Source organism: Desulfallas sp. Bu1-1 (assembly GCF_015594625.1).
Classification (GTDB): Bacteria; Bacillota; Desulfotomaculia; order Desulfotomaculales; family Desulfallaceae; genus JADNRQ01.
The window spans coordinates 123939-137562 of sequence record NZ_JADNRQ010000007.1 but is presented as its reverse complement, the minus strand read 5'-3'; the positions used below and the strand labels follow the sequence as shown (position 1 = coordinate 137562).

11 protein-coding genes are annotated in these 13624 nt (G+C 53.2%); 1 reads left to right on the top strand and 10 read right to left on the bottom strand.

The window, feature by feature from the left end; translation table 11 throughout:
* Nucleotides 1-195: 195 nt before the first annotated feature.
* From fdhF to tsaD, 9 genes are all read right to left on the bottom strand, one after another.
* Entirely contained in the window at nt 196-2883 is a 2688-nt protein-coding gene (fdhF, locus tag IT084_RS09225; protein ID WP_195712559.1) for a formate dehydrogenase subunit alpha, read from the bottom strand.
* A gap of 22 nt (nt 2884-2905) precedes the next feature.
* Complete coding sequence (locus IT084_RS09220) at nt 2906-3832, bottom strand: 2Fe-2S iron-sulfur cluster-binding protein (RefSeq protein WP_195712558.1); 927 nt, start codon at nt 3830-3832, stop codon at nt 2906-2908.
* A 46-nt stretch (nt 3833-3878) separates the two neighbouring features.
* Nucleotides 3879-5831, bottom strand: a complete 1953-nt coding sequence (gene nuoF / locus IT084_RS09215) for an NADH-quinone oxidoreductase subunit NuoF (protein WP_195712557.1) — start codon at nt 5829-5831, stop codon at nt 3879-3881.
* A 17-nt stretch (nt 5832-5848) separates the two neighbouring features.
* The gene (nuoE, locus tag IT084_RS09210; protein ID WP_195712556.1) at nt 5849-6334 is read right to left on the bottom strand and encodes an NADH-quinone oxidoreductase subunit NuoE; all 486 of its coding nucleotides are present in this window, start codon (nt 6332-6334) and stop codon (nt 5849-5851) included.
* Between the two features lie 90 nt (nt 6335-6424).
* Entirely contained in the window at nt 6425-7009 is a 585-nt protein-coding gene (locus IT084_RS09205; RefSeq protein ID WP_195712555.1) for a 5-formyltetrahydrofolate cyclo-ligase, read from the bottom strand.
* Nucleotides 7010-7163: 154 nt separating this feature from the next.
* Entirely contained in the window at nt 7164-7595 is a 432-nt protein-coding gene (locus IT084_RS09200; protein ID WP_195712554.1) for an ACT domain-containing protein, read from the bottom strand.
* A 60-nt stretch (nt 7596-7655) separates the two neighbouring features.
* Nucleotides 7656-8996: a phenylacetate--CoA ligase family protein gene (locus IT084_RS09195; protein ID WP_195712553.1), complete on the bottom strand. Its 1341-nt coding sequence runs from the start codon at nt 8994-8996 to the stop codon at nt 7656-7658.
* Between the two features lie 183 nt (nt 8997-9179).
* Nucleotides 9180-10523 (bottom strand): DUF512 domain-containing protein, encoded by a 1344-nt coding sequence (locus tag IT084_RS09190; RefSeq protein WP_243276879.1) that lies wholly within the window; start codon nt 10521-10523, stop codon nt 9180-9182.
* A gap of 247 nt (nt 10524-10770) precedes the next feature.
* The gene (gene tsaD / locus IT084_RS09185; protein ID WP_195712551.1) at nt 10771-11796 is read right to left on the bottom strand and encodes a tRNA (adenosine(37)-N6)-threonylcarbamoyltransferase complex transferase subunit TsaD; all 1026 of its coding nucleotides are present in this window, start codon (nt 11794-11796) and stop codon (nt 10771-10773) included.
* A 141-nt stretch (nt 11797-11937) separates the two neighbouring features.
* Between tsaD and IT084_RS09180 the strand changes: the two genes are divergently transcribed.
* Nucleotides 11938-12633: an endonuclease/exonuclease/phosphatase family protein gene (locus tag IT084_RS09180; RefSeq protein ID WP_195712550.1), complete on the top strand. Its 696-nt coding sequence runs from the start codon at nt 11938-11940 to the stop codon at nt 12631-12633.
* 45 nt (nt 12634-12678) lie between these two features.
* Here the strand turns inward: IT084_RS09180 and IT084_RS09175 are convergent, their stop codons facing one another.
* Nucleotides 12679-13446, bottom strand: coding sequence for an NAD-dependent deacylase (locus IT084_RS09175; protein ID WP_195712549.1), 768 nt, complete (start codon nt 13444-13446; stop codon nt 12679-12681).
* Nucleotides 13447-13624 lie beyond the last annotated feature (178 nt).

Sequence of the window (13624 nt, the reverse complement as noted above, 5' to 3'; positions counted from 1 at the left end):
CCATAAATAAATGAGTATTCATTCAGGTGGTTTAATAATTTTAATATTCAACAAATTTTTTGCTTTCCCTCTTTTTTGATTTTAAATTTTAAAAAAATTAAATTATTATTTTTTTACAAATCATTATTACTTTACGGTCACACCGGATAAAAAGTAAGCCGGAAATTGCTTTCCGGCTTTACGCGTATATGGAGTTTAACTTGCCTTTTCCACTTTTACGGCACAAACTTTCAACTCCGGTATCTTGGCCACCGGGTCCCTGGCCGGGTTGGTCAGCTTGTTGATGGCCACTTCCGGGAAGTGAAAGGAAGTGAATACAAGGCCTCGCGGTACCACGTCGGTAAGGCGTGCTTTTACTTCCACTTGCCCGCGGCGGGATTTGACCCGGACCGTGTCGCCGTCAACCACACCCAGGTCGGCCGCATCCAGCGGGTTGATTTCAAGGTGCTCGGCGCCGTAGTGCACTTCCAGTGCGCCGGTACGCTGGGTCATGGTGCCTGTATGGTAATGGAAATGGCGGCGACCGGTGCTTAGCACGAACGGGTAATCCTGATCGGGTTGTTCCGCCGGAGGAATGTATTCCACCGGGTTGAACTTGCCCAGACCCCGGACAAACTTATCCTTATGCAGGTACGGGGTTCCGGGGTGATCCGCACTGGGGCAGGGCCACTGGATGCCGCCTTGCTCCAAGCGGGCGTATGATATGCCGGCGTAAGAAGGTGTTAATCTGGCGATTTCATCAAAGATATCCGACGCCGAGGCATATTGCATGGGATATCCCATGGCCGTGGCCACGTCGCAAATGATTTGCCAGTCCGCCTTCGCATCGCCCACCGGGTCGATGGCTTTGCGTACGCGCTGCACCCGGCGTTCGGTATTGCTGAAAGTGCCGTCCTTTTCGGCGAAACTGGCCGCCGGCAGCACCACGTCGGCCAGGGCCGCAGTTTCGGTGAGGAATATATCCTGTACCACTAAAAACTCCAGTTTCTCCAAGGCGTGGACCACGTGGTCCGAGTCCGGATCGGACAGCACCGGGTTTTCACCCATGATGTACATGGCTTTAACCCTGCCATCAGCCGCGCCTTCCATCATTTCGCCCACGGTCAGGCCCGGCTTGGCCGGCAGTTCGCCGACGTTCCAAACCTTTGCGAATTTGGCCCGGTTTTCTTCCAAGGTTACCGGCTGGTAACCGGTGTAAACGTTGGGCAGCGCGCCCATGTCGCAGGCGCCCTGAACGTTGTTCTGCCCCCGCAGCGGGTTGACGCCGCTGCTCTCCTTGCCGATATGACCGCAAAGCATGGCCAGGTTGGCCACGGCAAATACGTTATGGGTGCCGCAGATATGTTGAGTCACGCCCATGGTGTATAAAATGGTGGCATTTTTTGCCCTGGCGTATCCACGGGCCACTTCCCTGATGGTTTCCGCCGGAACACCGGTGATTTCCGCGGCGTATTCCGGTGTATACTTGGCCACGGTTTGTTTCAGTGCCTCGAAATCTTCGGTTCTGTTGGCCACGAAGTCTTTATTCCAAAGTTCTTCACTGATGATGACATTGGCCATGGCATTGAGCAGGGCAATGTCGGAACCGGAATTTAATTGCATGTGAATATCGGCCAGTTCAGCCATCTCGGTCCGCCTTGGGTCGGCCACCACCAGGGTTGCCCCGTTGCGCTTGGCCTTCTTGGCCTGCAGGCTGATGATGGGGTGGGACTCCGTGGTGTTGGTGCCGATGGCCAGAATAAAGTTGGCACCGGCGATTTCCCTGATGCTGTTGGTCATTGCGCCGCTTCCGAATGCAGTCGCCAGACCGGCGACGGTGGGAGCGTGTCAGAGACGGGCGCAGTGGTCGATATTATTGGTACCGAGCACCGCGCGGGTAAATTTCTGCATCAGGTAATTTTCTTCGTTGGTACAGCGGGCGGAACTGAGCACCGCCAGCGCGTCGGAACCGTATTTATCTTTGACGGCTCCCAGTTTTTGAGCCACCAGGCTAATCGCCTCTTCCCAGGTGGCTTTCACAAATTTTCCGTTCTTTTTAACCAGCGGAGTGGTTAGGCGGTCGGGGTGATGAATAAAGCCGTAGCCGAAACGTCCCTTGGCGCACAGGGCCCGGCCGTTGACATCGCCGTCGCAGGAGGTGACGCCTACCACCCTGTTGTCCTTCACGTTCAATTCAAAGCTGCAACCCGTGCCACAATAAGGGCAAGTGGTTTTAACCTTTTTCACTTCCCAGGTCCTGGCGGCCGAGCGCAGTCCCTTCTCCTGCAGCGCCCCCACCGGGCAAACGGCGACACAGTTGCCGCAAAATACGCATTCCGACTCGGAAAGTGGCACGTCCATGGCCGGCGTAATCTTGGCGTCGAAGCCGCGGTAGGCAAAGTCAACAATACTTTTGCCCTGGATTTCAGCGCAGGCGCGCACGCACTTGCCGCAAAGGATGCATTTATTCATATCCCTGACGATAAAGGGATTGTCGTTTTCAACGGGGTAGTTGTGTTTTTCTCCTCCAAAGGGTTCGGTTTTAACCCCGTACAAGTAGGCGTAATCCTGCAACCGGCAGTCGCCGTTTTTGCCGCAGGTCAGGCAGTCCATGGGGTGATTGGCCAGCATCAATTCCAGGATGGTTTTCCTGGCCTCAATTACCGCCGGCGAATCGGTATGCACCACCATGCCGTCGGTGGCCTCGGTGACGCAGGAAGCGGGCAGGTTACGCATTCCCGGGATTTCCACCACGCACATGCGGCAGGCGCCGAATCTGGTCAGTTCCGGGTCGTGACAAAACGTGGGGATGAATATACCGGCCTGCCTGGCGGCGTCCAATACGGTGGTTCCCTTTGGTACGGTTACGGAAATACCGTTGATGGTCAATGTAACTTCTGCCACCGGAAGTTATCCCTCCCTTCTTTTACTTGTCTTTACTCAACTTGGACAGAATATCTTCCAGTCCCAGCGCTTCGCCCCAGGACACCTGTACAAATTCATCGCCTTTCTTCAATTGCGGGGCCGGCGGGTCGTCCAGGTACTTTAGTTCGAGCCCCAGCCGCCCCTTCAGGCAGAGCGGGCGGCCGTTTCCGGGCGTTTTGGGCACCACTCCGATATTTTTACCGTCTTTGCTGAGCACCTCAAAGGTGCAGCCGCTGTCACAGAAGGTGCAGGTTACCTCCTGCCGGGTCAGTTCCCACACGCGCCCCTTGCCTGTCAGCGGTTTCCAGGTGAGCGCCCCCACGGGACAAACCGTTACGCAGCGGCCGCAGTAGACGCAATCCGACTCGCCCAGCGGGGTGTCCATGGCGGTGACGATTTTGGTGTTAAAGCCGCGGTAGCCGAAATCGATCACACTGCGCTCGGGGATGGCGTTGCAGGTGCGCACGCACCGCCCGCAGAGGATGCATTTATTGGCGTCCCGGATGATGTACGGGTTGGAGTCGTCCAGCGGGTAGTTTTTACGTTCCCCCTTAAAACCGGATTCCTTGACGCCGTAACGGAAAGCGTAATCCTGCAGCCGGCAGTCCCCGTTCTTTTCGCAGGTCAGGCAGTCCTGGGGGTGATTGGCCAGGAGCAGTTCCAGGATGGTCTTGCGCGCTTCCACCACTGCCGGGGATTCAGTATATACCTCCATGCCCTCGGTGGCCTCGGTAACGCAGGAGGCGGGCAGGTTGCGCATCCCGGGGATCTCCACCACGCAGATGCGGCAGGCGCCGAAGCGCGGGATATCCGGGTCGTGGCAGAAAGTGGGGATAAACACTCCCGCCTCCCGGGCCGCGTCTAGCACGGTGGTTCCTTTGGGAACGCTTATCTTAATCCCGTTGATGGTCAGGGATACATAGGACAATTATTTTCCCTCCTTTTCAGAGAGTCGCTTGCTGTAACGGATCAGGCTAGGCCTTGTAAATGGCGTTGAACTTGCAACCCTGCATGCAAGCGCCGCACTTGATGCATTTATCCGGGTCAATGACATGCGGCTCTTTCTTTTCACCCGTAATGGCGCCGGCTGGACAGTTCTTGGCGCACTTGCCGCAGCCCTTGCACTTCTCCGGGTCGATTTTATATACCAGCAGGCTGGGACATACTCCGGCGGGGCAGTGCTTGTCCCGGATATGGGCAACATACTCGTCTTTAAAGTAACGCAGGGTGGACAGGATCGGGTTGGGACATGTCTGGCCCAGACCGCACAGGGCGGTGTTCTTGACCACCCGGCCCAGGCGTTCCAGGGTTTCCAGGTCTTCCATTTCACCCTTGCCGTCACAGATACGGGTGAGGATTTCCAGCATGCGCTTAGTGCCTTCCCGGCAGGGGGTGCACTTGCCGCAGGACTCGGCCTGGGTAAAAGTGAGGAAGAACCGGGCCACGTCTACCATGCAGGTGGTTTCGTCCATGACCACCAGGCCGCCCGAGCCCATCATCGCGCCCGCGGCGGTCAGCGAATCATAATCCACCGGTAGGTCCAGGTTTTCCTCCGGAATGCAGCCGCCCGACGGGCCGCCGATTTGCACGGCCTTGAATTTTTTGCCGCCCTGGATGCCGCCACCGATGGTGAAAATAATGTCCCGCATAGTCATGCCCATGGGCACTTCCACCAAGCCGGTGTTGTTTACTTTGCCGGTCAGGGCGAAAATTTTGGTGCCCTTGCTTTTCTCGGTGCCCAACTTGGCATATTCATCGCCGCCGTTGCGGATAATATAGGGCACGTTGGCATAGGTTTCCACATTGTTCAGGTTGGTGGGCTTGCCCCACAGGCCTGATTGGGCCGGGAATGGCGGCCTGACCCTGGGCATGCCGCGGTTGCCCTCGATGGAAGTGAGCAGCGCGGTTTCTTCGCCGCATACGAAGGCGCCGGCGCCGGCCTTGATCTTGATGTGGAAATTAAATCCTGAATTGAAAATGTTGTCTCCCAGAATACCGTATTGTTCGGCCTGGGCGATGGCGATCTTGAGCCGTTCAATGGCCAGGGGGTACTCGGCCCGCACGTAAATGTAACCCTCGTCGGCGCCCACGGCGTAACCGCAGATCATCATGCCTTCCAGCACTGCATGGGGGTCGCCTTCCAGTACGCTACGGTCCATGAAGGCGCCCGGGTCGCCTTCGTCAGCGTTGCACACAACGTATTTTTTGTTGCCCGGTGCCTGGCGCACAAAGCCCCACTTCATACCGGTGGGGAATCCCGCGCCCCCGCGCCCGCGCAGGCCCGATTTTTTAACTTCTTCAATCACTTGTTCGGGGGTCATTTCAAACAAAGCCTTGACGAAGCCGGCGTAACCGTCGTTGGCAATGTACTCGGCCACGTCTTCAGGGTTGATATGCCCGCAGTTGTGCAACACCAGGCGCTGTTGCTTGGCGTAAAAGGGTACGGTTTCGTAAGTCCTGGCCAGTTCGCCTGTAGTGGGATCTTTATAAAGTAATCTTTCAACTACTTGGCCACCGATCAAGTTTTGTTCCACAATTTCTGCCACATCCTGTTCCTGCACCCGGACATAGAAAGTTTTGTCGGGTTCCACGATCATCAGCGGACCCTGCTCGCAAAAGCCGTGGCAGCCGGTAATGGTTACCTTGACCTTATCGGAGAGGCCGTGCTTTTGAAGCTCCTCTTTTAATACGTCAACCAGTTTTCTTGATCCGGATGAAGTACAGCCGGTACCGGCGCAGATAAGAATATTTTTCTTTTCCGAACCTTCCGGAAGATGGATGTCGGATAATATATTTTGTCTCTTTTGACGGCATAATTCGTCGTCATGGCAAATCGGACCCGCCTTGCGGCACTTGATGAAGTCCCGGCATGGAGTTTGGGGTTTATGGGTGCATTTGTCACAACATTTATCCAACAAGCTTTTCAAATTGCCAGGCCTCCTTTCTATTCGTAGTTTTTGATTACTGAAACGGCCTTGTCGGGGGTCAAGCGGCCGTGGGTATCGTCGTTCACCATCATAACGGGCGCCAGTCCACAGGCGCCCAGGCAGGCCACGGTTTCCAGGGTGTAACGCTGGTCAGTGGTGGTTTCATTCCTGCTTACCCCGAGGTCCTGGGATACGGCTTCAAACACCTTGGCGGCACCCCGCACGTGGCAGGCCGTACCCTGGCACAGCCTGATAATGTTGCGGCCCCTGGGCTTTAAATGAAACTGCGAATAAAAAGTCGCCACTCCGAAGGTTTTACTGAAGGGTACGCCGATTTCCCGGGATATCTTTTTCATGACATCCCCGGGCAGGTAGCCGAAAATTTCCTGGGCCTCCTGCAGCAGCGGAATCAAAGCTCCCTTTACATTTCTGTACTTGTCAAAGACTTTCTGTAATTCTTGATACTTTGATTCCAGGTTTTGTTCACACTTGCACGCTGCCAAAACTTCTCCCTCCTCTCGTTATTACAAAACATTACATCAGCCCAAGCGTTTGGGTCGCCCGGGTAGATTGCCAGGTTTGGTGAATAATTGTTATTGCCTGATGTGACGAAAATCAAGCACCCTGTCCTCGGTAACCAGTAAATGGATGGGGATGTCATGTTTGCCGGGGTATACGTTGGGCCTCACCTGCAACTCAAAGGCCGGGGAAAGGAATACAGTGTCCCGCCTGGTGCGGGGGAGAAAGCGGTCGTAAAAGCCACCGCCGTAACCGAGCCGGTTGCCCGCTGTATCAAAGGCCACACCGGGCACTATGACCAAGTCGATTTCACCCGGCTCCACCGGGCGGATACACCCGGGTTTGGGTTCCAGGATGCCCCATGTTCCCGGGGCCAGGTCGCCGGGGTAATTTTCCAGCAACGAAGGAATTAATTTTTTGTTCCGGATATCCGTTATGGGAATGGCTACCCGCTTACCCTTGCGTAACGCGTCTTGAATAATTGCCTCCGTTTGCACCTCGTTGCGGAAATCAATATAAGCCATCACCGTGAGCGCGTTTTGGTACTCTTTTAATTCCATTATCCGCCCGGCGATTATTTTACTTTTTTCCGCCACGTCCCGGCCGGAAAGGGCATTGCGCCCCGCGATTACATTCTTTCTTAATTCGTTTTTGGACACATTAATTCCTCCAAAGATTCTTATTAGCAAAAATTTTTAATGTCAAAGACACAACCCGCAAATACCTGGAAACAGTATACAATATATTTCGCCGGTAAAAAAATAAATCCTTCCCGTTAAGGGAAGGGTTTAGAGCAGTATTTCAAAACCATGATTACAATGCATATACGCGACTGCCTTCCAAAATACTGATATTGTTTTCCTGTAATACTTTGATTGCCTCATCAAGCTGTTCCACGCGGAAAACCACCAAGGCGGCGTTAGTTGCCTTCTGAAGAAACGCGTAGAGGTATTCGATATTAATGTTGACGTTTTGCAGTATTTCCAGCACCCTGGCCAAACCGCCGGGTTCATCTTTCACTTCCACTGCGATCACTTCGGTGGTGCTGACGGTGAACCCGGCGTCCTTAAGCGCCCGGTAAGCGGGGTCGGGGTTGTTTACTATCAGGCGCAAAATGCCAAAATCCGTGGTATCGGCAATGGATAAAGCCCTGATATTGATGTTGTTCTCACCCAGCACCCGGGTTACCTGCGCCAGGCGGCCCGACTTGTTCTCCAGGAACACTGATATTTGTTTTACTTTCACCTGCTCGCCCCCCTTAATTAATTTTAATTTGCCCCGGAACAATAGTTTTACATTATTTGATTAGATTTCCCGCTTATCCAGCACCCGTTTGGCTTTGCCTTCGCTGCGCGGGATGGTGCGCGGCTCAACCAGCTTAATCCTGGCGGAAATGCCCAACACGCTCAGAATTCGGGCCCGGAGCCTTTTTTCCAGGTCCTCCAGCGCCCTGACCTTATCCGAGAAAAACTTGTCGCTCAGTTCCACCCAGATTTCCAGGTCATCCAGCGTTCCTTTACGGTCCACCACCAGCAGATAATGCGGTTCGGTATCGCCGAATTCCAGCAGCACGCTTTCAATCTGGGAGGGGAATACGTTAACTCCCCTGATGATCAGCATATCATCGGTTCTGCCGGTTACACGCTCCATCCTGACAAATGTTCGGCCGCACCCGCACTCATCGTCTTTTAGCACGGTAATGTCCCTTGTCCGGTAACGGATAATGGGCAGCGCTTCCTTGGTCAGCGAGGTGATCACCAGTTCCCCCGGCTGCCCGTAGGGAAGCGGTTGACCTGTTTCCGGGTCGATGATTTCCGCAATGAAGTTGTCTTCAAATATATGCATGCCCTTTTTCTCGGGGCACTCCATGGCCACGCCCGGCCCGATTACTTCGCTCAAGCCGTAAATGTCCAGCGCCGTGAGGTTAAGCTTAGCTTCCAGCTGGTTGCGCATGCGCTCGCTCCAGGGCTCGGCTCCGAAAATGCCTATCCGCAGCTTTAATTTAGCCGGGTCGATGCCGGTATTGACCATTTCCTCACCCAGGTAAAGGGCGTAAGAGGGTGTACAGGTTAGGATGGTGGTGCCGAAATCCTGCATTAACATCAACTGGCGCGAAGTATTTCCCCCCGATATGGGTACCACTGTGGCTCCCAAACGCTCGGCACCGTAATGGATGCCCATACCTCCGGTGAATAAACCGTAGCCGTAAGCGTTTTGCACTATGTCCTTCTTGGACCCTCCCGCCATCACCAGCGCCCGGGCCATCAAATCCGACCAGGTGACAATGTCGTTCCGGGTATAACCTACTACTGTCGGTTTGCCGGTAGTTCCGGACGAAGCGTGCAATCTGACCACTTCTTCCATGGGAACGGCGAACAAGCCGAAGGGGTAATTGTCCCGCAGGTCCTGCTTGGTGGTAAAAGGCAAGCGGCTTAAATCATCCAGCGATTTGATATCACCGGGCTCGATGCCGGCTTCGCTTAATTTGTTGCGGTAAAATGGGACGTTATCGTATACTCTTTTAATTGTTTGCTGAAGCCTTTCCAGTTGTAAGTCCGCAAGTCTCTCGCGCGGCATGGTTTCGTATTCCTTCTGCCAGTACACCTGCTTACTCCTTTCGCGATTTAGTTTAAAAAAGAATAGCATAACTTCAGGTTTAAAAAAAGAGTTTTACTTTAATTTATAATATTTGATTTCACTGCAAAAACCGGTACTTGTATCTGGGCTCCGGTGGTATCAATCGCTCTCTTCGCAATTATCTTCGTAGTGGTTAAAGTTACTGCTTGTTAACGCTAACAAAACCCTGCCAAAGCAATACTTTACGAGCTATCATATTACCTGAACCGGCAGACCCAAATGCTGCTCAATCTCCCGCCAGGATTTTCCGGTGAGATCGCGCCCGCGGTGATCAAACGGCGCGCGGGGTAATAATACCAGGTCCGGGCGGTGAAACTGGGCGAAAAAATCCTGCATAGCAGCCACCATATCGTCTACCACAAGCAAACCGGCTGTGTTTATCGAGCCACCGAAGAGTTTATTGGACACGGGGATGACCGTTACGAAATGCCTTGATTTCAAGCGCAGCAATGCGTTATTGATTATATTCCGGGCCAGTACGGAAGTTAGCAGGAGCACTCGGTTTGCTCCACTTACGGTAACGGCCCGCTCGATTTGCCGCACCGTCGACGGGTCGATGTCGTATTCCATGACCAGCCCCGAACTTTCCCTCGCCTTTTTCCTCAAAAGCACGGTTTTGGTCACAGCGCCGGAACTGGTGATGGTCAACTGCGGGTCAGCCGTATTTCTGGTCAGTTGATAGGCGTGGACCCGGGAAAAAGGGGCGGCTCCGTTAACCGCGCGGATTATGTCCCCCTGCCGCACACCGGCCCGGTGGGCCGGGGAACCTTTAATCACTCCTGCCACTTCGGAGCGCAGGTCGTTGATTAATGGCGGTTCCATGGTCACCGGTACCGGGGTTGACACTTTAATTTCGCCAATAAAATCGCGCAAGCTCTCCGGCATCGACGAAGGAAACCGCAGCTCCGGCGGCGCCAAGCAGGTGTATCCCGGCCAAAACACCCGGATTGTTTTAGCGTTGCACCGGGCCAAGTAAAGGATGGTATCTCTTAAATCGTCCCACCCGGTCAGGTGGGGCATGGCGACAACGCTTCCGTGCCAATCAAAGCCGTGCCGGCCAAGCAATGAAGCTGCCGACACCGCATAGGAGGCCCGGGAATCGCTCATTATTTGCCTTCTAACCGCGGCATTGGCACTGTTCAGGGAAAGATAGACTGTTACCGGCGCCAGTGATTGTAATAAGGATACGCGCCGGTGATCAAGAAGGGAACCGTTGGTGGTAATCCGGATGGGCGTCCGGGGTAAAGCCTTCCGGATGCTAATCAAAATTTCCTCTATTTGCGGGTGTGAAAAAGGTTCCCCCTCGTTGATCCTGGTTACCGACTCTCCGATCACCACCGGGCGCAGCGGGTCCAGGAACTCCACAGTTTGACGCACCTGGTCGGGTGTGCGCGGCTTGATATTGAACACTTCCACGCCTTCAGGGTTCAGCCGGTTGCTACAAAAAATACAGCTGACATTACAACGGGATGTCAACGGCAGAATGTTGCCGTGCCCCGCACTCCAGTAAATTAGCGATTCGACAAAATTTTGCATTCGCAAGATAAAATTCCACCCACAGGTTAAACTCTTAATTAACAAGTTATTAACAGACTTATCCACATTATCCACAGAAAAAATATTTTTAGGCAAAATAAATATACTAAAACCAGCAAAATAAATATATTTGTATAAAAAAATATTGTGAATAACCGCACTGCTCAACTATTGGCCGGCAACAAGCCATACACATGATCAAGCAGCATTGTGAATTTTTTGTGGATATCTTTTTGACTGCGGCGTGTTAGTAACAATCCCGCCCCAACCGCAAATTTGGCACGGCGTTTAGAGTCAGGGGTGCAAAATCTTGACGCAAGTACTTGTAATAGGCGGCGCAAGCGATCATAGCCGCATTGTCGGTGCAAAGCACCGGCGGGGGGTAAATTAACCGCAAACCCTCCTCCGATGCCCTGCGGGACAATTGTTCCCGCAACAGTGTATTGGCCGCCACCCCGCCCGCCAGCATGATGTTTTTTGTAGCGTACCGCCGGGCGGCCAGCATGGTTTTATCCGCCAGTACATCCACAATGGCCTGGCGAAAACTTGCCGCTACGTCGGCTTTGTTGATATGCTCCCCTCCTTTCTGCACGGCGCGGTGAATGTAATTGATTACCGCTGTTTTCAGGCCGCTGAAACTGAAATCAAAACTGCCTTCTTCCAGGTATGCGCGCGGTAGGGGAATGGCATCTTTGTTGCCGCAAGCGGCCAATTTATCAATTAAGGGACCGCCCGGGTAGCCGAGCCCCAGCACGCGCGCCACTTTATCAAACGCTTCACCGGCAGCGTCGTCCCGGGTTGAGCCCAGCAATTCATACCGGCCGAACTCCCGGATCAGCACCAGGTCGGTATGGCCGCCGGAAACGATTAAACAAAGCACGGGTAACCCGGGTTCGGACTCAACCAGCATATTTGCGAAAATGTGCCCCTCGATATGATTGACGCCCAGTAAGGGTAGATCCAGGCCGTAGGCGATGGCCTTGGCTGCGGCTACCCCCACCAGTAAGGCCCCCACCAGTCCGGGACCGTATGTCACAGCCACGGCGTCCAAATCCTTAAAATCTATTTCCGCCCGGTCCAGCGCTTCCCGGATGACGGCGTTGATCATCTCAAGATGCTTGCGTGAGGCGATTTCAGGCACCACTCCGCCAAATTTACGGTGTATATCAACTTGGGAGGAGATGACATTGGATTTAATCGTAACGCCGTCCACCACAACGGCAGCGGATGTTTCATCGCAGGATGTTTCAATTCCCAAAATTACGATACTCAACGTTGAAAGCTCCTTTTTATTGATATTGACACTTAAACCAATGTAACATGCGGGCGGATTAAATTCTGGAGGATGGCTGAACCGGCATGGCATAGATCAGGCATATATTATTAATACATTATATCAACTCTGGTGACGAAAATGAAATTGCGTGTGCTTACCTATAACATCAGGAGTTGCCACGGCATCAGCGGCATAATATCCCCGGAGGCAGTGGCTTTTACTATCGCTGCGACGGGGGCGGATATTGCCGGGTTACAGGAAGTTGATTTTTTCAATCCCCGCAGCGGATTTACGGACCAGCCGCGTAAAATCGGCAAAATGCTGGGTATGCACGCTGTTTTTGGCCCCAACGTCACACGGTTTTTGTTCATACGATTCGGTAACACAGTGCTTTCCCGTTATCCCGTGGAATCGTCACAAAATTTTCCTCTACCCAGCACAGGGGAAAAAAGGGGCCTGCTACGAGTGCGGATTAGTCTTGGGCACCGCGCTATATCGTTTTTTACCACCCACCTGGGCCTTAACCAAAGTGAGCGCATGCTGCAGGTGCGGGAAATAATGAATATCATCAACAGCGAGTCCGAACCCCTGATCCTGACCGGTGATTTTAACGCTTCGCCGGAAGCCCCGGAGATAAAAAAAATCCAAGCCACGCTTCTGTCGGTGGACCCGGCGGGGGCATGGCCAACTTTTCCTTCAACATTACCCAGGCATAAGATTGATTATATTTTTTTCTCCTCACACTGGCGATTAAGGGAATCCAAGCTGTACGAAAGTCTGGCTTCAGACCACTTACCATTGCTGGGCTTGCTGGAACTTGCAGGTGATCGTTGAATTAGAGGTAACTTGGTTGTTCGTGGAAAGTTAATTTTGTTTTATTCAAGTACCGTAGTCAGCCGGGATAACCTCGCCCAATTCCGCCATGACATCCCTTAAAACTTGCCCGGCGCTGCTGTTGACGACAACTGTCGCCTCTTCGTCCCATGGCGTGGGGGTACGGTTAATAATCACCAGCTGCCTTGCTACGCCCGGCAGGCCTGCGACGGGGTAGACGGTAAGGCTGCTGCCTACCACGATTAACAGCTGGCAACCGGAAATTACCTGGGTGGCCTGAAAGAAATCCTCATTCATCCGGTCTTCAAACAGTACAACGTCCGGGCGTAGAATACCGGAACAGGCGGTGCAAGCCGGCGGATTTTCACCTTGCCGGAAACGAGCAACCAGGAAATCAAATGGATAAGTCTTACGGCAATCCATGCAGTGACAGGTCCTGAGGTGGCCGTGCACCTCCCAGACCCTGGTCGATCCGGCCCGCACGTGCAGGCTGTCGATATTCTGGGTGATTACTCCCAGCAGCAGGCCCATTTTTTCCAGACGTGCCAGTGCGTAATGGGCCACGTTGGGCCTGGCGTTGCCGTACGCGGTCCACCGTTCCAGGTTAAGGGCGTAAAATTGCGCGGGATCTCTACGCAACGCAGACAGGCTGGCTGTTTTTACGGGGTCATGTTTTTCCCAAAGTCCGGTTCCGGGGCTCCGGTAATCGGGGATCCCGCTTTCCGTACTGATACCCGCCCCGGTTAAGGCCAGCGTTTTTTTTGATTCCCTGATCAGTTGTGCGATTTTTTGAATTTTTTCATTGTATTGCACAGGACAACCTCCGTTGGATGATTAAGATTGATTACATTATCACGGAAACGTTTGTTCATGTCAACGTTAAAACCGCCGCAACCGGAAATCCTTGGCGTTTGTTGAGTAAGCATGGAGTGTAAAAAAATTTTACAAATGGTGTAATTTTAATCAACAGTTTAGTTAATTTATGCCAGTT

Excerpts from the sequence above, each read along its gene's own strand:
- IT084_RS09195 (WP_195712553.1), bottom strand. The coding sequence starts at position 8,996 with ATGCTATTCTTTTTTAAACTAAATCGCGAAAGGAGTAAGCAGGTGTAC.
- IT084_RS09190 (WP_243276879.1), bottom strand. The coding sequence starts at position 10,523 with ATGCAAAATTTTGTCGAATCGCTAATTTACTGGAGTGCGGGGCACGGC.
- IT084_RS09180 (WP_195712550.1), top strand. The coding sequence starts at position 11,938 with ATGAAATTGCGTGTGCTTACCTATAACATCAGGAGTTGCCACGGCATC.